Genomic DNA, 19,489 nt, shown 5'->3' on the forward strand with positions numbered 1-19,489 from the left:
GCGTGGTCTAGGGGCTCTCCGAGTGAGCGGATAAGGCGGCGTCTTCGATTTCCTCGGCTAAAAAACCGCCGCTTTGATGGCGCCATAGCCGAGCATAGATACCGTTTTTTTCCAGCAGTTCCGCATGAGTGCCCTGCTCGACGATGCTTCCGCGATCCATCACGATCAGGCGATCCATGGCGGCGATAGTAGAAAGTCGGTGGGCAATGGCAATGACGGTTTTGTCCTGCATCATCTCGTTCAGGCTTTCCTGAATGGCGATTTCCACTTCGGAATCCAGGGCGCTGGTGGCTTCGTCCAGTAGCAGAATGGGGGCGTTCTTGAGCATAACGCGTGCAATGGCAATGCGTTGACGCTGGCCACCCGACAGCTTGACGCCGCGCTCGCCCACCAGGGTGTCGTAAGCGCTGCGGCCATGTGAATCGTTGAGTTGCTGAATGAACTCATCGGCTTGCGCACGCACAGCGGCGGCATGGATTTCGGCGTCGGTGGCATCGGGCCGGCCATAGCCGATGTTGTCCCGAATGGAGCGATGCAGCAGGGAGGTATCTTGCGTAACCATGCCTATGGCCCCCCGCAGACTTTCCTGGGTAACTTGAGAGATGTCTTGGCCGTCTATGAGTATTTTTCCTTTGTTGACGTCGTAAAAACGCAGAAGCAAATTGATGAGGGTGGATTTACCGGCCCCCGAGCGCCCCACCAGGCCTATTTTTTCACCAGGTTTCACGGTCAGGCTCAGGCCATCCAGAACCTGGCGTTCGCCGTTGTAATTGAAGCTGACGTTGTCGAAAGTGACCTCGCCTTGGGGTACTTGCAGCCGACTGGCATGGGGCACGTCTTGCACCTTGACCTTGCGCGTCAGGGTGGCAATGCCGTCCTGCACAGTACCTATGCTTTCAAACAGCGAGGCCATCTGCCACATGATCCAGTGCGACATGCCATTCACACGCAAGGCCATGGCAATGACGGCGGCGACCGCGCCGGTACCGATTTCGGCTGCATGCCATAGCCACAGGGCATACCCTCCAGAAGAGGCAATCAGGCCCACCACCAATATTTGGTTGACGATTTCAAACTGGCTGACCAATCGCATTTGGCGATAGCCTGTTATTTTGAAGTCCTCCATGGCGGCACGGGCGAACTGGGCCTCGCGCTTGGTATGGGAAAACAATTTAACAGTGGTGATGTTGGAGTAGGCGTCGGTGACACGGCCCGTCATGGAGGAGCGTGCGTGCGCTTGTTCTTTGCCCACCTTACCCAGGCGCGGCACGAAGAACAGCATGGCCGCTCCAAACAAGGTGATCCAGGCGATGAACGGCAACATAAGCCGTATGTCGAAACCGGCAGCCAATGCCAGAATGGTGATGAAGTACACCCCGATGCCCAGCACGATCTCAGAGAACGTCATCAGGACTTCACGCGCCGAGAGCGCGGTTTGCATGACCTTGGTGGTGACGCGCCCGGCAAATTCGTCAGAGAAAAAAGACAGGCTTTGCCTGAGCATGAGGCGGTGAAAGTCCCAGCGCAGACGCAGGGGCAGGTTGATGGCCAATACCTGATGTTGCATGATGGTACGCAGCGCCACCAAACCTATGCTGAACACCATCACGATACCTATGCCCCACAGCACGCGGCGCTCGTGGTCGGCGGCGGCCGCGCCGGTCTGCCAAGCAGAGAGCAGGTCGACTACCTGACCCAAGAAGGCAAATAGCCAAGCTTCGTAAATGGATACGCTGGCGCTGAGTAAAGCCAGCAAGGCCAGGTAGCGGCGTGATCCGCGCGTGCAGGCCCACAGGAAGGCAAACAGGCCGGTGGGCAGCGGCGGCGTTTCTTCGGGTGGGAAGGGGTTGAGTAAGCGTTCGAACCAGCGCAGCAAGCGAAGGCCTCCGGGAGAGGATTGAGGCAAGCAAATCATTGCCCTGAAAAGTATAGCGGTAAGGGGGCGGAACAGCTCGCACCGGCAGAGTGAAAACCGGTGTTTTTGTCACAAGTTCTTAAGGCAGCAATACAAGAGGCTTGTGTATCATGCCCGCAAGAGCATTGCTTACGCGAGAGAGATATGACTAAGGCAGCGGGACGCACCCCTTTTGCAATGACGCTGGCAGCAGCACTGACGGCAAGTTTGCTACCGTGGCATGAAGCAGGCGCGCAAAACAGCGATCGCATTACTTCCTTCATTTTATCTTCCGGCGGGCTCGCACAGATAGAGCGCCAAGTGCGCGTAGCGGACCAGGAGGCGGCACAGTTGCCGGTGCCGATTGAGCAAGTCGACGATGTGCTCAAAAGCCTGGTGGTTCACGACCCCGCAGGGCACGTTACCAGCATCGTGCTAGATGGCGAGGCGCCTGTGCAAGAAGCGTTCTCGCGTCTTCCTTTTGGGCCCGAAGATCTGGCTTCCGCCGCCACGCTGGCATCATCGTTGCAAGGCGTGCCGGTGCGAGCCGCTTCTGGTGGGCGCACCGTTCAAGGGACCGTGTTGGGCGTGCAAATCTCCCAGCACGAGAACGATGAGCAGGCGGTGCTTACGGTCATGTCGCCCGAAGGCCTGATTCAAACCTTGCGTTTAGGGGCAGACACGGTGCTGGAGATGATGGACGAGGCCATGCGTGCGCGCCTTCAAGAGGCTTTGCAGGCTAGCGCCCAGCGGCAGTCTGACACCATGCGGCTACTGAATGTCAGCCTGAGTGGCCAAGGCGAGCGCGACGTAGGCTTTACCTATGTCGTGCCTGCGCCGGTATGGAAAAGCGCTTATCGCCTGGCTGCCGGCAAAGACGGCAAGGCGCGTTTGCAAGCCTGGGCGGTGCTGGAAAACGCCAGCGGGCAAGATTGGAAAGATGTTCAAGTCACCTTGGTTTCTGGTGCGCCTGTCACCCTTTCCCAAAAACTGTATCAGCGCTATTGGCACAATAGGCCCGAACTGCCCGTGGCAGTGGGGGCAGCCGAGCCGCCGCGTGTTGATACCTCGGCCATGACGGACATGATGGTCGAAGCAGCGCCTTCCGCACCTGTGGCTGCTGCCGCTAACGCGCAGATGCGCATGGCTGCGCGCCAACGTCCTCTTGCCTTGCCTGCTCCGGCGCCTCAGGAGGTCGTAGCCCCTCGCGAGGGCCAGACCAGCGTGTACTATCAACTGCCCCATCCCGTCTCGGTAGCGGCCGGGCAAACGGTATCTTTACCCTTTATCGATACCGAGGTTCAGGCCGAACAAGTGTCGGTATTCCAGCCTCAGCGTGGCAGTATCCACCCCGTTGCCGCAGTGTGGCTGAAGAACAATACCTCGGGTAGCTTGCCACCGGGCATCCTGACGGTTTACGACGAAACGTCCGGGCATCTGGGTGACGCGCAGCTGGCTTCTATCCCCGTGGGCGAAAGTCGCTTCTTGTACTTCGCCGAAGACGGCAAGGTAGAAGTCAGGTCAGAGCAGCAGCCCCAAGAGCGCTTGTCTGAGCTCAGCATCAGCCAAGGCGTGCTGCGTGCGCAACGCACCTTGCGCCAAGACACTCAATACACCGTAAAAGGGGCGCCAGACGCCCCGCGCACGGTGCTCATCGAGCAGCCGCGCCGCGCGGGCTGGAAATTCGAATCCAAGGAATTGGCTGGAGAGACCGCCACCCATTACCGCATGAAGGTGAATGTGCCCGCAGGAGGCAGCGCCACTGTGCATGCCTTGATGACGCGCCAAGAGCCCCAGACCGTGGCTTTACTGGACGCTGATGAGCAGACACTCGCGGCATGGAGCACCCATGTGGCTGACGAACATACTCGCCGCCAATTAGAGCGTCTGGCACAACTGCGTCAGGCGCTATCAGAGGCGCAAAGACAAGAGCAGGCTCTGGACAGCGAATTAAGCAGTGCCGAGCAAAACCAAGCCCGCATTCGGGACAATCTTGCCGCAGTCCCCGCCGACAGTACGCTAGGCCAACGTTATCTGAACATGCTTGAAAAAGAGGAGGATGGCTTGCAAGCCTTACGCCAGCGTAAGCAGGCGGCTCAGCAAGAGACCGCAAGCAGGCGTCGGGCGATGGAGCAAGCTTTAAGCCCGGCTTGAGGTAGTGGGGCGCGGCGGGTGTGGCGCTTGCTTGCGATGCGCCCCGCGCTCAGGCTATAGGCAAGCCGACGTGCGCATGTCACAATGGTTTGACCTGAGCTGTTCCGGTCAGCGGCTGGAGCAGTGCAGATGTTTCTTCAACCATGTCAGGAGATACGCGATGTCCAATGCTCATGTTTACAAGAAAATCGAACTTGTAGGTTCGTCTACCAAGTCTTCCGACGATGCCATTCAGCAGGCTATCGCTCGCGCCTCCGAAACCTTGCGCAATCTGGATTGGTTCGAGGTCGTCGAAACGCGCGGCCACATCCAAAATGGCAAAATTGCCCATTGGCAGGTCACCTTAAGAATCGGTATCCGTCTGGAAGCCGAAGGCTGATTTTTGGCCTAATGCGTTTATAGAACGGTTTTACGGTGCGGGCCATTGCCCCCACCAGGAAAGCTTAGGCCAAGGGGCGATAAATGGCCGGCTTTAGCATCAGGGCCAACCCCGCGCCGCGTAAGCCGTTGAATATCAAGAATGACACCCACAGCCCGTGGTTTCCCCAGTGCGGCATCAAGGCCAGTGTCAAGCCCAGAAAGACCAATGCGCACACCAGCATAATGTGCATCAGGGGACGTGTGCGAGTGGTACCTATAAACACGCCGTCAAATAAATAGGCCGGCATAGAAACAAGGGGCGCAAGAATCGCCCATATCAAGTAGTCGCCAGCCAGCTTGGCGATGTCTGCCTGGTCTGTCAGCAGCCCTATCAGTGCTGTACCCGCCAGGCTGTAGACCCCCATATAGGCTAGCGAACCCACAAGCCCCCAGGTCATGCAGATACGAATCACGCGTGTCAGCCGGGAGGCGCTGCGTTGACCTACCGCCGCGCCGCTGAGGGTTTCGGCTGCATGGGCAAAGCCGTCCAGGCCGTATGAGGTGAAACTTAAAAAATTTAACAAGATGGCATTGGCCGCCAACAAGGCATCGCCTTGCTGCGCACCCAAATGGGTAAACCAGGCCATGGACGCCAGCAAACAGGCGGTGCGCACGAAAATGTGGCTGTTGATTTGCACCAGGCGGCGCATCGCCGTGGCTTCAATTAGCGCTTTCCAATCTAGGGCCATGATCTGCAAGCGATAGCTGCGCCAAAGCAAGCAAGCGCCGGCAAGTGCCCCACTCAAATCAGCGACAGCTGTGGCAAGGCCTATGCCACGCACCCCCCATTCCAAACCATAGACAAACCCCAGGACCGCCAGCAGATTGACGAGGTTGATGAGCAACTGGATACCCAGGGCGACACGAACGCGTTGACAACCAAGCAGCCAGCCCAGCACGACATAATTGAGCAAGGTGAAAGGTGCAGACCATATGCGCCCGCCGGCATACAAATGGGCTTGCTCGGCGGCCTCTTGTGAGGCGCCCAGCAAGGCCAGACCTGCGCCGATAAGCGGCGTTTGCAGCAGCAAGATGGCAAGACCGATGCCAAGACCCATCAGGGCGGCTCGGCCTACCGTTAGTACAAGGGCGGCGTTATTGCCGGCACCAAAGTACTGAGCCACCACTCCCGTGGTGCCCATGCGCAAAAAACCGAATACCCAGAACAACAAATTGAAGAAAAGCGCCCCCAGCGCCACCCCGGCCAAGTGTTCGGCGCCTGGTAAATGGCCGGCTACTGCCGTATCAACAGCGGAAATAAGCGGCTGGGTCAGGTTGGCCAGAATGATGGGAATGGCCAGGAACAGCACTTGTCGATAGCTAACGGGGGAGGCGGCGGTGTTAACCATGAAAAACAGAAATAGAGCGGACGAGCTTGAATCTTTGGTCGCGAGGGTGGCTCATGTGGTTAGCACGACCTTGCCAAGTTGTTGATTGGACTCAAGGTACTGATAGAGCCTGTACAACATCGAGCCGCCTTTGAGTCGGCCCTTGATTTTAGAAGTCGATGACGACGGAGGGAGCGCTGCGCACGGCTTCTCCATGGTAGACCACTTCGATGTTGTTGCCGTCGGGGTCGATGATGAAGGCGGCGTAATAAGCAGGGTGATAGGGTCGTTCGCCGGGCGCGCCGTTATCTTTACCGCCGTGGGCTAGCGCGGCATGGTACACGGCATGCACGGTTTCACGATTCTTGGCTTGAAAAGCCAGGTGATGGCGCCCGGTCAGCAAGCCCGATGCAGCCACGCTGTCTGCCGAGGAGACGACAAGCTCATCTGCCCAGAAATAACCATCGGTGCTGCCGACGATAGGAATTTCAAGCTCGTTCAGCACAGCGGTGTAAAAGTCTTGACTGGCCTTCAGATCGCGCACTACCAGCTGAATGTGATCAATGAGCCGTCCGCGATGCAATTGATGGGTTTCCATGGTGGTTCTCCAGGTGGAAGTCGAGAGCTTTTCGATGCTATCACCAATCTTTGTTTTTTACGGCCCTGTTTGAACGAAGACTGGGCATGGGTATAAACACTGAGGGTGCAGGCACTCATTGCCCAGTGGATATCAAACTGGATTACGTTACGTTCAAGATAGAGTCAGTTGATAGAGCAGCGGCCAGTTTGTGATTTGTTTATTGGTAACGGAGAAAGCGGCTTGCCCGGCGCTTTTCTAGCGTGCTTTGGTGCAGGCCATTGAAGATCGTGGGTCGCCGTTGAAAACCAGGTCGATCTGCGGCTTGCCTGTGTTTTTGATCGCGAATTTGCCCACTGCGTTCGAAAGGGTGCCGGTAAAGCTAATGGCCCCTGAGCCCGCCAATTGATAGTTGCCGCTTTTATCGCCTACTGAGTATCGGCTGGCGTCGTGGATAACGACATCTGTGTAAGCGTAATTTAATTGGCCGGCATCGAAGGTATAGCAGCTGTACTTGCCAGGCGGCACTGTGTTTGAGGCGGTTTTGGCGGGTGTGTCAGTGGGGGGCGCTGTCGTGCTGGGGGCTGCGGGAGGGTGTCTTAGGTTGACCCCGGTTTCTGCTTGAATAGCTTGTATCCAAGCGCTTTCAAGGTCGTTTAATGAACGCTGGATGCTCTCGCGTACATCAGCTGGGCAAGGCTTGCCCGCCAAAGCCTCTGCGGTGTTGGCGCGGACTTTTTTACGTTTGGCTTGTGTGTGGGCCAGCACCGTTTCGATGTCGGCGCTAGACAAGCCTAAATGCCCTAATCCACCCGTAAAAAGCTCGATCAGCTTTTGGCTGTTTCCGCCGCAGTAATCGGCGGCACCCAAGACCGACGCCAGATTAAGGCCGATATCAGTGAACTTGCCTTGATCGTGCGCGGGTGTGGCTGCCAGCGTTGTTGAGCAAAAAAAAGTTGCCAGAAGGGCGAGGTATTTGTGCATACGCTGCTCCTTTCAGGAAGGTGTGGATCAGGCCGCTTAAAAGGCCGTGGGCGGGTTTGCTTTCACACACATGGGTAGAAAGATACATAATAAACTATTCTGAATAAAATGGTTACTTTTTGATGTGCAAGCTCGTAAGAATAGGATCGCAGCTTGTGAGGGGGGAGGGATACGGTTGAGGGCAAACAACAGCAGCCCCCAACCGCATAGCTTTTAGGAGGCTTGAACCACTTCAACGCGCTGTTGATTAAGCGCCTCGAAAATGGGGGTGTCACTAAAGCGGAACAAATCGAGCGAAGCTTGGCCGGCATCAGCCTTGGCCTGGAAAGTCACCCAGGAAGGCACAACGAACATGTCGCCGCGCCGCACTTGCCAAGAGCGCTCGCCCACCGTGACACAGCCTTCGCCGTCGAAAACCTGGAATACCGAAGAGCCGACTTCGCGACGCGCCAGGGTACTGGCGCCGGCGCGGACACGGTGCATTTCAGTGCGAATGGTGGGCAAGACATCGCGACCATTGGTGGGGTTGGTGTAGCGTACGGCTGCATGACCGGGGCTTACCGTTGCGGCATGGCCTTCGTCTTCCAGCGCCAACTGCTCGCTGAGCGCACGGTCGGTATCCACCCAGCGGTAAGCCAGCAGTGGCGAGGCTGGCGTGGATTCCAGCTGCGAAAGTGGACGCAAGCCTGGGTGGCCCCACAAGCGCTCGGAGCGCGAAAACTGGGGGGCGACTCGTTCGGCAGCCGTGAGCTCGTCGCGGCCGAATTCGAAGAATTGCGATTCCGTGTAATAGGCAAATGGGATGTCCAGGCCGTCGATCCAGGCCATGGGCTTGCTGGCGGCATTGTGGTGGGCATGCCAGTTCCAGCCGCCCTGGGGCAGGAAGTCGCCGCGCGACATGCGGATTTCATCGCCGTTGACGACGGTCCACACGCCTTCGCCTTCGACCACGAAACGGAAGGCATGTTGAGTATGGCGGTGTTCGGGGGCGTCTTCGCCCGGCATGAGGTACTGAATTGCCGCCCATAGCGTTGGCGTGGCATAGGGGCGACCACCCAAAGAGGGGTTGGCCAGCGCAATGGCTCTACGCTCGCCGCCTCGACCCACGGGCACGATGCGACCTGCCTCGTCGGCCAGTTCCAGCAGGCGGTCCCAGCGCCACAGATGGGGGCTGGCTTTGCTTTGAGGGGCAAGTGGCATCAAACCGCCGATTTCTGTCCAGAGCGGCACCAGCAATTCTTGCTCGAAGCCACGATACAGTTTTTCCAGCGCAGGCGTGGGTTCGGGTTGGCCGGGTGCAGCAACGGCAGAAAGGCGTACGGGAGAAGGAACAGTATCTATCACGGCCATGACGATCTCTTAATAATGGGTTGTGACGCGGCGAGGCTTGTTCGTTAAAGCCCCGCGAGTATACGGAAGGGGTTCATAACGGTGCTGCGTTTGAAAACGGCGCGGGGCAGGTTTGCAGCTCATGCTACGACAGCGTGCCTGCTCCATTGTATGGCGAGACAGGCGAACCTAATAGAAAGTCCTGGTGCAAGACCCAGGAAGTCGACGATTGTTTGCGTGAAATCAAGAGACGGATTTGATAAGGAAACACTTTGATTTATGGCGCAGAAGGGATTTTTGTACTCTTCGTTGCGTTGCCTGTGCTATCTTGAGGGTCATCGTTACAAGCCATATAAAGATCCGGCAATAATTTTTTGGTTTTTCCTCATGTCGTCATAAGCGACTCAGATAATCTATTGCTAGTACAGAATTAAAAACAGATACGAAGGTATTTTCAACGATTGTCCCAATAGGTGCCGCTGGCCAAGCGAATGACTCCTGTATTGCCGGAGTAGCCGATACGTCGCTGTTGTCGCTTCATTTGCCGAAATACAACTGATTCTGAAAACGAAACAAGAATGCTAGTTAAGCTGATCATAGGTGTGTTCTGTACAAGTTTTAAATAAAGCGTGTTCATTTCATTTCCCTTCCCTGACAAAGGAACAGCATGACAGTCAGCGCAATACGAGGAGAAATCGTCAGCATGCGGGCCGACCCGTTTCTGACGCCACCCGAGGAAGCCATTCAGCATCTGCCGGACGGTCTGATCCTCATTGAGGACGGCAAAATTGCCCAGGTTACGCCTTGGTCGCCCGAGGCCGCCAAGGGTCTGCCCGTCACCCATTACCCCACAGGCATCATTTCAGCCGGCTTTATCGATGGGCATGTCCATTACCCGCAAACCCAGATGATCGGTGCTTTCGGTCTGCATCTGCTCGACTGGCTCAATGAATACACCTTCATCGCCGAGCAAGCTTTTGCCGACAAAACGCACGCGCAGAAAGTCGCCAAAATATTCTTGCGTGAACTGCTACGCGCCGGCACTACCACTGCGGCGGTGTACTGCAGTGTGCACCCGCAATCTGTCGATGCTTTCTTTGAGGAATCCAGCGCTTTCAATACGCGCATGATTGCCGGCAAGGTGCTGATGGACAGAAACGCCCCGGAAGCCTTGCAGGACACCGCCGAAAGCGGCTATGCCGAATCCAAGGCGCTGATCGAGCGCTGGCACGGAAAGGGGCGTCAGCATTACTGCGTCACGCCTCGTTTTGCGCCGTCATGCTCGCCCGAGCAGTTGAGTGCCGCAGGCCGTCTGTGGAGCGAGAACCCCGGCACCTATATGCAAACCCATCTGTGCGAAACCACCGATGAAATTGAATGGGTGCTCTCGTTGTTTCCAGAGCGCAAGAGCTACCTGGATGTTTACGCCCATTATGGCCTGACCGGCCCGCGCGCCATCTTCGGCCACGGCGTTCACATGACCGAGGAGGACTTCAGCCAATGCCACAGCAGCGGCTCGGCCCTGTGCCATTGCCCAACCTCCAACCTCTTCCTGGGCTCAGGTTTGTTCCGTGCCTTCGATGCTCGCAAGAAAGAGCGGCCGGTACGTACGGCACTGGGCACCGACCTTGGCGCAGGCACCAGCTTTTCGCAACTGCAAACGCTGAATGAAGCCTACAAGGTTGCACAACTGAACGGCACCAAACTGACGGCGGCCCACGGGCTTTGGCTGGCTACCCGTGGCGGCGCCGAAGCGCTCTATCTGGATGACCGCATCGGTTCCATCGAAGCCGGTAAAGATGCCGATCTCGTTGTGCTGGACACTGAATCCACCCCTCTGCTGAAGTTCCGCGACAGCTACGCCAAAAACCTGATGGAGAAACTATTCGTCTTGATGACCCTGGGCGATGACCGCGCTGTACGTGCCACCTATGTCGCTGGTGTTCCGGTCTATGACCGCGATCGTAGCGAGTCCTTCACCTATCCTGGAGCGCAATGAGCCATGGCGACATCTACTACTTTGAATCAAGCCTCCGTCAAACTGGGCGGCTTTCGCGCCTGGTGGATTTGGGCGCTGGCAACGACCTTCGTGGTCTTCTTGTTTAATGTCCAAACCGGCTACTCCATCGTCAACCCCAATGTGCAGCAGGATGTCGGCCTGACGCTTGCCCAGGTCAGCCTGGTTGCATCGATCTACACCTGGGCCTTTGCCATCTGCCAGTTCTTCGGTGGCGCGTTGCTGGACAAACTCGGTGCACGCACTGTATTGGTGCCGGCTATTGCCTTAGTCACCCTGGGCGTCTGGGTCTTTTCGATTGCAGACAGTTTCGGCATGCTGCTGCTAAGCCAGGTCATTTTGGCCATCGGCTCTTGCGTCGGTTTTGTGGGGGCTGGCTATGTCGGTGGCCAATGGTTCGGCATGGCCAGGTACGGCATTATGTTCGGCTGGGTGCAAACCGTTGCTGCTTTGTCGTCTGCCTTCGGCCAGACAGTTATCTCGCTTGCCTTACAAGACATGAGCTGGCGCGAGCTGGCTGACATCGCCGTCGTGGTCGGCATTGTGCTGTTCGTGCTCTCGCTCGTCTGGGTTCGCAATCCGAAGCCTGTTACTAACAGCGGGGGCAATGTCATCGGCGATGTGCTTAGCAGCCTGGGTCAGATTGCCAAGATCCCGCATATGTGGGTCGCCGGCATCTGGGGCGCCGTCAGCTTCGGCAGCCAGTTGGCGTTGGGCGTTGTGTGGGCACCCAAGATACTTGCGGCGCATGGCCTGACTGGGCAAGCCGCCAACCTCGGGTCTGCCATGGTTTGGCTAGGCTTGGCCATCGGCTGCCTGTTCTGGAACCCTTGGTCAGAGCATAGCCAGTCGCGCAAAGTACCTGCCATTATCGGTTTGGTGCTGCAACTGGTGGCGTTGGCCTTGGTCCTGTATGTGCCGTTTTCAGGTGCGATTGCCATTGCGCTGATGCTGGTATATGGCATTGGCAGTGCCGGTCACATGATTGCGTTTTCAACAGCTGCCGATGTGGTGACACCCGACAAGATCGGCACTTCGGCTGCCTTCATCAACGGTGCCATGTTCATCATGGGCGGACTACTGGTAGCCTTGCCCGGCTATCTGCTGGCCGGCACGGGGACGCTGGAGGATTACCGCAGCGCCTTCATGCCATTGCTGGTCTTGCTGGTCGTCGCTACCGTGCTGTCGGTGGTGCAGAAGGAAACCTTCCACAAGCATGCTGCTTAGGTTAGGGCTTTTTCGTGTTCCGATTCGTGTCTTCCCCAAGCGAATCGGAAGCGGTAAATCGGGGAGATTCTTCGTCTATTTTCTTAAGGTGTTCCTATGAAGAAAATATTGCTCACGCTGTCCCTGGCAGGCATTGCCTTTTTCTCTTCCATGGCCCATGCCAATAAGCCTGTTGCTCTCTGGCTATGCAGTGACTTTCTGGAAGTTAACGAAACCGTTCAGCCAACAGCCCTGGGCTTTGTGGCGGCAGTCAACCACAAAGGCAATGTGCAAGAAGCTGTGCTGGACGTCGATGGTGTGGCCAAGCTGCAACCTACCGTAGTGACCTACTGCAAGGAAAACCCTAAAGTGGCGCTGCGTGACGCGCTCGTTCAGGCGAACGGCCAGGTTATCAAGCAGTAAGCTCAAGATGAAGTAAAGAACGCCCATCACTTAGTGGATGATGGGCGTTCTTGTTTGTGTGCTCAGCATGGGCGCACTGCTACGGGGGCAAGTTCCAACGGATCACTAGCTGGTTTTTTTACCCTTGGCTTTCTTTTTGGTTTTTTCTGGGTTGTTGGGTGTGGCTGAGGCCGAGTGGTATTCGGCCTTGATCGCCGCTATGTCGACTTCCGGTTTCGGCAGTTTCATACGCAGGCCTTCGAGCGTTGAGGCGATGATCTGCGAGGCAGCAAGGTTGCGAAACCATTTGTGATTGGAAGGCAGGATATACCAGGGGGCATGCTTGGTGGAGCATTTCTCCAGCATGGCTTCATAGGCGCCGATGTAGTCGTCCCAGAGCGCTCTTTCGGTGTAATCGCTGTTAGAGATTTTCCATTGACGCATGGGGTCTTCCAGACGTTCGCCAAAGCGCTTTAACTGCTCTTCGGGCGAGATCATCAGAAAGAACTTGATGATCGTGACGCCGCTTTCATGCAACAGGTTTTCGAACTCATTGATGCGGTCATAGCGGGTCGACCACACCGACTTGGGCACCAGATTATGGACGCGGGCCACCAGCACGTCCTCGTAGTGCGAGCGGTTGAATACCGCTACCTGGCCAAGGCCGGGAGTGTGTGGGTGCACACGCCACAGGAAGTCATGAGCGAGTGCCTCGGGTGTCGGTTGCTTGAAGCCGGTGACGTTGACGCCCTGGGGGTTCATGCCCTTTATGACATGCCAGCACACACCGTCTTTGCCTGCGGCATCAATGCCCTGAAGGACGATCAACAATGCGTGGCGTTTTTCACCATAGAGCAAACGTTGATGTTCCGCGATGCTGGAAAGGTGCTTCGCGATCTCTTCGGCAGCCTCTTTTTCGCTGTCATGTTGTCCGTGCCATCCTGGATCCATATTTTTGAGCGAGACCTTGGATCCGGGCTTTACGATCAGCTTCTTACGATAGTCCATTGATTGTTTTCCTGATGGGTCTTCTGTTGCGGCATGCGCAGACACACCGGCCGCCAACAGCGTGGCGGCCAGTGTGTTCAAGTTACGCTGCCGTAGCGATGGGGGCCTTAAGGCCTCGATCGGCTACACGAGACGGCGGACCGAAACGGTAGTAGGCAAGTTTCACCAAGTCGGTGAGAACCGTCCAGACCAGCACCAAGCCGAAGCTTTGTGCTGTGGCCATAATGCCCATCAAAATCGAGAAGACTAAGATATGGTGTATTTCCCAGCGTACGGGTGTCTTCGCCGGTTTTACCCTATCGTAGGCAATTGTCATGATGGGGATGTCATCCAACAGGGCCAGCACCACGATCATGATCGCAGTGAGCGGCTGAATGTTGAAGACAACGCTGGACAACACGACAACCACCATAATCGCGATAGTCATCGCAATACGGTAATAGACGTAGGAGTTGATGCGCTCGAAGATTTGCCGGCTCTCGGTAATCGCGTTAACGATAGTCGAGAGGCCCGGTGCGGTCAGGATGAGCGCAGCCGCATTACGTGCCGCATCGGTCGCGCCGGAGACGGCAATCCCGCAATCGGCCTGTTTGAGTGCTGGGCTGTCATTCACAAGAGCAAGAAGAGAAAATACTTTGGCTTCTCATTTCGAACCCGTCCTAAGGGAGTTTGGTTTCCCTAAACCTTGGCCTCATTACCTTTAAGCGTCTTGCTATCAATGACGAAACGGTATTTCACGTCACCTTTCAGCATACGTTCATAAGCCTGATTGATGTCGTCGGCGCTGATCATTTCTATGTCGGCGACGATACTGTGCTTCGCGCAGAAATCCAGCATTTCTTGCGTTTCAGGGATGCCGCCTATCAAGGAGCCTGCCAGGCTGCGGCGCTTCATGATCAAGCTGAATACATCGGGCGAGGGGTGCGGCGATGCGGGTGCGCCCACCAAAGCCATGGTGCCGTCACGCTTGAGCAAGGCAAAGAAGGCATCTAGGGCGTGTGGGGCAGCCACGGTATTCAAAATGAAATCCAGGCTATTCGCCTGTTTTTCCATCTCGTCGGCATTGCGAGAAACCACTACCTCATCTGCGCCTAGGGATAAGGCTGCTTCGCGTTTGTCATCGGAAGTGGTGAATGCCACCACGTGGGCTCCCATGGCATGTGCCAGCTTGATGCCCATGTGACCCAGGCCACCGATACCCACGACCCCAACCTTGTGACCTGGGCCGACTTTCCAATGGCGCAAAGGCGAGTAGGTCGTGATGCCGGCACAAAGCAAAGGCGCCACCGCGGCAAGCTGATCTTCGGGATGGTTTACACGCAAGACATAGCGTTCGTGCACCACAATCTGCTCGGAGTAACCGCCCAAGGTATGCCCGGGGGCGTCTGGCGTGGCGCCGTTATACGTGCCCACCATGTGATCACAGTAGTTCTCCAGCCCTTGATCGCAATCAGCGCAGTGCCGGCAGCTGTCAACGATGCAACCCACACCGACGAGGTCACCGGGCTTGAAGCGCGATACGTATTCGCCCACCGCCCGCACCCGGCCCACGATCTCATGCCCAGGTACGCAGGGATACAGCGTGCCTTCCCACTCCGACCTGACTTGATGCAGGTCTGAATGACACACACCGCAGTACGCAATGTCGATCTGTACATCATGTGAACCGGGTATGCGCCGGGTGATCTCAAGTGCTTCCAAAGGGCGGTTACCCGCGTGCGCGCCGTAGGCTTTAATGCTCATGCTGTCTTTTCCTGATTGCTTAAGAGGCCATTGTGACTCACTTTGGGCCTGATAATACTCAAGGGCAGGTAATCGAGTGTGAAGTTAGTCCCCACTGCTTGGTGCGTAGGCGTTCAGCTGCTATATACTGACTCATCTTCACACGCAACGGCGTATATGCGACGACTGTTCGTCACAATCCTAATTCTTCTTTTTTGCGTCCAAGTCAAGGCCGAATACGTAGACGAACTACGGGCTTTTTCAGTGCTCAACGCACTGGGTCTGGCAGAAACCCACGCGGTGTCTGGCGTTACCGTGCCAGAGCAGCGTTCGCTGTCTCCCGTCGACGCTTCATCTACCAGCCAGCACGCGCACATCGACTTGAGTGATTCGATAGTGAGTCACGTGTCGCCGACTTACCACCGTATGGCTCGTGGAGTATGGCGCAGTGCCATTGGGCCTGCGTTCCCAACGCTATACCATCCTCTTTTCAAGCCTCCACCCATCTGAAGCCTTAGTAAATCAGCTCTGCGCGCGCACCGAGATGGCCGGGATTTTGCCTGTCGCCATCGCGCAGCTCTCGTTCACCTTTTAGGCTTAATTCATGGAATGGCTTTTTGACCCTGGTATTTGGGTGGGTTTGTTGACCCTGATCGTGCTGGAAATCGTTCTTGGCATCGACAACCTGATTTTTATTGCAATTCTCGCGGACAAGTTGCCGCCCAATCAACGTGACAAGGCCCGCCTGATCGGTTTGTCACTGGCCTTGGTCATGCGCCTGGGCTTGCTAAGCATCGTTTCTTGGCTGGTCACGTTGACCACGCCGCTGTTCTCGATAGCGTCGTTCTCTTTTTCAGGGCGCGATCTCATTCTGCTGCTGGGCGGTCTTTTCTTGCTGGTGAAGGCAACGACCGAGCTTCACGAGCGCCTGGAAGGCCATGAGCACCAGCATGGCGGCTCCAAAGCCTATGCCAGCTTCGCCGTAGTGGTGGCTCAGATTGTCGTGCTCGACGCGGTTTTTTCATTGGATTCCGTGATTACCGCCGTCGGCATGGTCGATCAGCTGCCGGTCATGATTGCAGCGGTTATCATTTCCATGGGGGTGATGCTGTGGGCGTCCAAACCCCTGACGCGTTTTGTGAATACGCACCCGACGGTCGTGGTGTTGTGTTTGAGCTTCTTGCTGATGATAGGCCTGAGCCTTACCGCCGAAGGCTTGGGTTTCAAGATTCCCAAAGGGTATTTGTACGCAGCGATAGGGTTCTCTATTCTTATTGAGTTTTTCAATCAATTGGCGCGGCGCAGCTTCTTGAAAAATGAGGCGCGTGTCCCATTCAGAGACCGTACGGCTGAGGCTGTTTTACGTATGCTGGGCGGGCAAGCTAACTCGGATAAAACCGAGGAAGGGGCTGCAGAAGGCCAGCCTGGCAGCGAGTCTGCCTTTGGGGCCGAGGAGCGCAGCATGGTAAGTGGCGTGCTGACATTGGGCGAGCGCACCATTAGGTCGATTATGACGCCTCGTTCCGAAATCTCTTGGATCAACCTGGAGGATGACCGCGCCACTATCCTCGGGCATTTACGTGAATCGCCACACAGTTTTTTCCCGGTATGTCGAGGTCAGCTTGACGACATCGTGGGGGTGGCGCGGGCCAAAGATTTGATGGCTGACTTGGTTGATGGTGCGGAGGTGGCCGATCTGCCTTGCCTGAGAGAGCCCATCATTCTTTACGAAACCATGGGCGTGCTGAGTGCGCTGGATACTCTTAAGAAGTCACGAGGGCAGTTGGTGATGGTCACCGACGAGTACGGGGTGATTCAAGGCTTGTTGACGCCCTTGGACATACTAGAGGTGATTGCAGGGGAGTTTCCCGACGAAGACGAGCATCCAACCATTGAGGCCTTGGGGCCGGATCGTTGGAGAGTGGATGGTGCGACAGACCTGCGATACCTAGCTCAAGCGCTGGAAACCAAAGCGCTTTCTACCGAGGGCGAGAGCTTTACCTCAATTGCCGGCATGCTCTTGGATCGCTATGGCTCACTGCCAGACATAGGAACCGTCATTGATGTGGACGACCTGCGCTTCGAAATCATGGAGATTTCCAACCGTCGAATCGCGACGCTGCTGGTGAGCAGAATGAGCAATGCGCAAAAGCCTGAGCAAGAGGTTTAAGCTCAATGAAAAGGTGATTCCCGAGATGCCGAAAAGCGCCCTCGTATGGTTTCGTCGCGATTTACGGTGTGATGATCATGCCGCGCTTTACCATGCGCTTAGTAGGTATCAACAGGTGTATTGCGCGTTTGTGTTCGACACCGACATTCTGGATGCGCTGCCCAGTCGCCAAGATCGGCGTGTCGAATTCATTCACGCGAGTGTGGTGGCCTTACACGAGAGCTTGCAGCAGCTGGCCGCACAACATGGGGCGCCTGGCGGCGGCCTTATTGTGCGCCATGGCTCGGCTGGTGCGAGCATCGTTCGCTTGGCACAAGAGCTTGGCGTACAAGAGGTGATGACCAATCGCGATTATGAACCTCAGGCTAGGGCGCGTGATCGTAGCGTTGCCCAAGCCTTGGAAAAAGTGGGTATCGCTTTCAGCGACTATAAAGACCAGGTTCTGTTGGATCGTGACGAAGTGCTGACGCAACAAGGTGGCCCGTACAGCGTGTTTACGCCTTATAAACGGGCTTGGCTGAAACGCTTGGATGCCTTTCAGCTTAAACCCTACAACGTGGCGCGCTACGCTAGCCATTTGGCCATACCGAGCAAAGAAGCGCCTCTTCCTAGTTTGGAGGATTTGGGTTTTGTTCGCAGCAATCTGCAAGACTTACCCGTGCTCACAGGTACTGAGGGCGCACAGCAGTTACTGCGAGACTTTGTGCCGCGTATGGCGGCTTATCAGCAAGCGCGCGACTTCCCCAGTCGCAAGGGCGTCTCTTATCTATCGGTGCACTTGCGCTTCGGCACAGTTTCTATCCGTCAGCTGGCGGCGCTTGCCGCAGCGCAGGCATCCCAAGGCTGTGTCGGTGCGCAAACCTGGTTGTCCGAACTGGCCTGGCGAGATTTTTATTTCATGATTCTGTGGCATCACCCTATGGTGGTGAATCAATCATTCAAAGCGGCTTACGATCAGGTGCAATGGGATGAGGCCCCCGACCTTTGGTCGGCCTGGTGCGAGGCCCGTACCGGCTATCCGCTAGTGGATGCGGCCATGCGCCAATTGCTGCACTCGGGTTATATGCACAACCGTCTGCGCATGGTGGTGGCGAGTTTTCTGACCAAGGACTTGGGCATAGACTGGCGGCGCGGTGAGCGTTTTTTTGCTGAGCACCTGATTGACTACGATTTGGCCGCCAACAACGGGGGCTGGCAATGGGCGGCTTCAACCGGCTGCGACGCTCAGCCTTGGTTTCGTATCTTTAACCCCATTACGCAGTCCGAACGCTTCGACCCCGAAGGCAAATTCATACGGCGTTATCTGCCTGAACTTGCGCATGTGCCCAATGCACATATTCATTTTCCCGCCGCCATGAAGCCTGCCGCGCTACAGGCTTGCGGTTTACGCTTGGGCGTGGATTATCCCTTCCCCGTGGTAGACCATGCACAAGCAAGGGAACGCACCTTGAAACGGTTCGCTATTCTGAAGGCTGAGCCTGATTGAGGCGGTGCTTACGAGCAGGGCGTGGCTGCGCGCTGAGCCGCGCGTTACGCAAAGGCTGGGCGCGCCTACAATAGCTTGATCAATAGCTGTGTTTTTTCAGGACATATCTCGATGGTTTCGTTGCAAGAGCAGCTCCTGAAGGCAGGCTTGGTCGATCAAAAAAAGGTCAAGCGTGCTCATCAGGACAAAAAACAGCAGAAAAAAGTAGAGCGCCGCACAGGTGTGCAGCAGGTAGACGAGTCTCGCCAAGCAGCGCTTGAGGCCCAACAAAAGCAGCGTGAGACGGTTCGTGAGCTGAATGCGCAGCGCGATGCGGAAGCTCGGAAGAAGGCCATCCAGGCCCAGATTCAACAGATGGTTCAGCAAAGCCGTGAAAGCCGGGGCGGGGGCGATATCGCCTACAACTTTACTTACGGGACCAAGATCGAGCGTATCTACGTGTCGGCGGCAATAAGAGAGCAGTTGGCGGCAGGCCAATTGGTCATCGTCAAGCTGGGTGAAAACACCGAACTGGTACCCAGGGTCGTGGCGGACAAAATCGCCGAACGCGACCCTGCCATCGTGATTCGCGTCAAGAAGGTTGAGACCCAGCCCGACCTAGATGACCCGTATGCACAATACAAGATTCCTGATGATTTGATGTGGTAGGGCGGGGCGCTGGGTGCAGGCTCTACCTCATAAAAGGGGGACGCTCGACATTCATTAGACTTGTTTTTGCGAAGAACACGTTTAATGGAAGCAATGCCGATGTCCCCAATCGATTTTATCTTAGGGATCCCTGGGCTGGTGGTC

The 19,489-nt window shown here is 56.3% G+C and carries 18 protein-coding genes; 9 read left to right on the forward strand and 9 right to left on the reverse strand.

The window, feature by feature from the left end; genetic code table 11:
* Positions 1–7: 7 nt before the first annotated feature.
* Positions 8–1,876 carry an ABC transporter ATP-binding protein gene (locus H0484_RS13355; RefSeq protein WP_226955138.1) on the reverse strand — a complete coding sequence of 623 codons (1,869 nt, stop codon included), beginning with the start codon at positions 1,874–1,876 and terminating at the stop codon, positions 8–10.
* Between the two features lie 183 nt (positions 1,877–2,059).
* Between H0484_RS13355 and H0484_RS13360 the strand changes: the two genes are divergently transcribed.
* Entirely contained in the window at positions 2,060–4,048 is a 1,989-nt protein-coding gene (locus H0484_RS13360; RefSeq protein WP_226955139.1) for a DUF4139 domain-containing protein, read from the forward strand.
* A 160-nt stretch (positions 4,049–4,208) separates the two neighbouring features.
* On the forward strand, positions 4,209–4,427 hold the full coding sequence (locus H0484_RS13365; RefSeq protein WP_226955140.1) for a dodecin: 219 nt from the start codon (positions 4,209–4,211) through the stop codon (positions 4,425–4,427).
* 64 nt (positions 4,428–4,491) lie between these two features.
* Here the strand turns inward: H0484_RS13365 and H0484_RS13370 are convergent, their stop codons facing one another.
* The 5 genes from H0484_RS13370 to H0484_RS13390 form a co-directional block, all read right to left on the reverse strand.
* Complete coding sequence (locus H0484_RS13370; RefSeq protein ID WP_226955141.1) at positions 4,492–5,817, reverse strand: MATE family efflux transporter; 1,326 nt, start codon at positions 5,815–5,817, stop codon at positions 4,492–4,494.
* Between the two features lie 148 nt (positions 5,818–5,965).
* Positions 5,966–6,394: a VOC family protein gene (locus H0484_RS13375; RefSeq protein WP_226955142.1), complete on the reverse strand. Its 429-nt coding sequence runs from the start codon at positions 6,392–6,394 to the stop codon at positions 5,966–5,968.
* A gap of 237 nt (positions 6,395–6,631) precedes the next feature.
* On the reverse strand, positions 6,632–7,357 hold the full coding sequence (locus tag H0484_RS13380) for a hypothetical protein (RefSeq protein WP_226955143.1): 726 nt from the start codon (positions 7,355–7,357) through the stop codon (positions 6,632–6,634).
* A 213-nt stretch (positions 7,358–7,570) separates the two neighbouring features.
* The gene (locus H0484_RS13385; RefSeq protein ID WP_226955144.1) at positions 7,571–8,707 is read right to left on the reverse strand and encodes a cupin domain-containing protein; all 1,137 of its coding nucleotides are present in this window, start codon (positions 8,705–8,707) and stop codon (positions 7,571–7,573) included.
* Between the two features lie 433 nt (positions 8,708–9,140).
* A complete protein-coding gene (locus H0484_RS13390) occupies positions 9,141–9,323 on the reverse strand; it encodes a hypothetical protein (protein ID WP_226955145.1) in 183 nt (60 codons plus the stop codon).
* A gap of 30 nt (positions 9,324–9,353) precedes the next feature.
* Between H0484_RS13390 and guaD the strand changes: the two genes are divergently transcribed.
* The 3 genes from guaD to hdeA all read left to right on the forward strand — a co-directional run bounded on the left by guaD (position 9,354) and on the right by hdeA (position 12,332).
* Entirely contained in the window at positions 9,354–10,685 is a 1,332-nt protein-coding gene (guaD, locus tag H0484_RS13395) for a guanine deaminase (RefSeq protein ID WP_226955146.1), read from the forward strand.
* Between the two features lie 3 nt (positions 10,686–10,688).
* Complete coding sequence (locus tag H0484_RS13400) at positions 10,689–11,930, forward strand: MFS transporter (protein ID WP_226955147.1); 1,242 nt, start codon at positions 10,689–10,691, stop codon at positions 11,928–11,930.
* A gap of 96 nt (positions 11,931–12,026) precedes the next feature.
* Positions 12,027–12,332 carry an acid-activated periplasmic chaperone HdeA gene (gene hdeA, locus H0484_RS13405; protein ID WP_226955148.1) on the forward strand — a complete coding sequence of 102 codons (306 nt, stop codon included), beginning with the start codon at positions 12,027–12,029 and terminating at the stop codon, positions 12,330–12,332.
* A 105-nt stretch (positions 12,333–12,437) separates the two neighbouring features.
* Here hdeA and H0484_RS13410 read toward each other — a convergent pair whose 3' ends face one another.
* The 3 genes from H0484_RS13410 to H0484_RS13420 all read right to left on the reverse strand — a co-directional run bounded on the left by H0484_RS13410 (position 12,438) and on the right by H0484_RS13420 (position 15,062).
* A complete protein-coding gene (locus H0484_RS13410) occupies positions 12,438–13,400 on the reverse strand; it encodes a polyphosphate kinase 2 family protein (protein WP_226955149.1) in 963 nt (320 codons plus the stop codon).
* A gap of 1 nt (position 13,401) precedes the next feature.
* Positions 13,402–13,932, reverse strand: coding sequence for a hypothetical protein (locus H0484_RS13415; protein ID WP_226955150.1), 531 nt, complete (start codon positions 13,930–13,932; stop codon positions 13,402–13,404).
* Between the two features lie 65 nt (positions 13,933–13,997).
* Positions 13,998–15,062, reverse strand: a complete 1,065-nt coding sequence (locus tag H0484_RS13420) for an NAD(P)-dependent alcohol dehydrogenase (RefSeq protein WP_226955151.1) — start codon at positions 15,060–15,062, stop codon at positions 13,998–14,000.
* Positions 15,063–15,218: 156 nt separating this feature from the next.
* Here H0484_RS13420 and H0484_RS13425 point away from each other — a divergent pair, with 156 nt between their 5' ends.
* From H0484_RS13425 to H0484_RS13440, 4 genes are all read left to right on the forward strand, one after another.
* A complete protein-coding gene (locus H0484_RS13425) occupies positions 15,219–15,551 on the forward strand; it encodes a hypothetical protein (protein WP_226955152.1) in 333 nt (110 codons plus the stop codon).
* Between the two features lie 94 nt (positions 15,552–15,645).
* A complete protein-coding gene (locus H0484_RS13430) occupies positions 15,646–17,211 on the forward strand; it encodes a TerC family protein (protein WP_226955153.1) in 1,566 nt (521 codons plus the stop codon).
* A 25-nt stretch (positions 17,212–17,236) separates the two neighbouring features.
* The gene (locus tag H0484_RS13435; RefSeq protein ID WP_226955154.1) at positions 17,237–18,697 is read left to right on the forward strand and encodes a cryptochrome/photolyase family protein; all 1,461 of its coding nucleotides are present in this window, start codon (positions 17,237–17,239) and stop codon (positions 18,695–18,697) included.
* A 111-nt stretch (positions 18,698–18,808) separates the two neighbouring features.
* On the forward strand, positions 18,809–19,345 hold the full coding sequence (locus tag H0484_RS13440; protein WP_226955155.1) for a DUF2058 domain-containing protein: 537 nt from the start codon (positions 18,809–18,811) through the stop codon (positions 19,343–19,345).
* The last annotated feature ends 144 nt before the right edge of the window (positions 19,346–19,489 follow it).

It is taken from the genome of Mesopusillimonas faecipullorum, assembly GCF_020539505.1.
GTDB classification, from domain to species: Bacteria; Pseudomonadota; Gammaproteobacteria; order Burkholderiales; family Burkholderiaceae_B; genus Mesopusillimonas; species Mesopusillimonas faecipullorum.

Bases quoted from the DNA above. Each gene is read 5' to 3' on its own strand.
- H0484_RS13440 (WP_226955155.1), top strand. From the start codon at position 18,809: ATGGTTTCGTTGCAAGAGCAGCTCCTGAAGGCAGGCTTGGTCGATCAA.
- H0484_RS13380 (WP_226955143.1), bottom strand. From the start codon at position 7,357: ATGCACAAATACCTCGCCCTTCTGGCAACTTTTTTTTGCTCAACAACG.
- hdeA (WP_226955148.1), top strand. From the start codon at position 12,027: ATGAAGAAAATATTGCTCACGCTGTCCCTGGCAGGCATTGCCTTTTTC.
- H0484_RS13375 (WP_226955142.1), bottom strand. From the start codon at position 6,394: ATGGAAACCCATCAATTGCATCGCGGACGGCTCATTGATCACATTCAG.
- H0484_RS13390 (WP_226955145.1), bottom strand. From the start codon at position 9,323: ATGAACACGCTTTATTTAAAACTTGTACAGAACACACCTATGATCAGC.
- H0484_RS13430 (WP_226955153.1), top strand. From the start codon at position 15,646: ATGGAATGGCTTTTTGACCCTGGTATTTGGGTGGGTTTGTTGACCCTG.
- H0484_RS13435 (WP_226955154.1), top strand. From the start codon at position 17,237: ATGCCGAAAAGCGCCCTCGTATGGTTTCGTCGCGATTTACGGTGTGAT.
- H0484_RS13360 (WP_226955139.1), top strand. From the start codon at position 2,060: ATGACTAAGGCAGCGGGACGCACCCCTTTTGCAATGACGCTGGCAGCA.
- H0484_RS13365 (WP_226955140.1), top strand. From the start codon at position 4,209: ATGTCCAATGCTCATGTTTACAAGAAAATCGAACTTGTAGGTTCGTCT.
- H0484_RS13420 (WP_226955151.1), bottom strand. From the start codon at position 15,062: ATGAGCATTAAAGCCTACGGCGCGCACGCGGGTAACCGCCCTTTGGAA.
- H0484_RS13400 (WP_226955147.1), top strand. From the start codon at position 10,689: ATGGCGACATCTACTACTTTGAATCAAGCCTCCGTCAAACTGGGCGGC.
- H0484_RS13425 (WP_226955152.1), top strand. From the start codon at position 15,219: ATGCGACGACTGTTCGTCACAATCCTAATTCTTCTTTTTTGCGTCCAA.
- H0484_RS13385 (WP_226955144.1), bottom strand. From the start codon at position 8,707: ATGGCCGTGATAGATACTGTTCCTTCTCCCGTACGCCTTTCTGCCGTT.
- guaD (WP_226955146.1), top strand. From the start codon at position 9,354: ATGACAGTCAGCGCAATACGAGGAGAAATCGTCAGCATGCGGGCCGAC.
- H0484_RS13370 (WP_226955141.1), bottom strand. From the start codon at position 5,817: ATGGTTAACACCGCCGCCTCCCCCGTTAGCTATCGACAAGTGCTGTTC.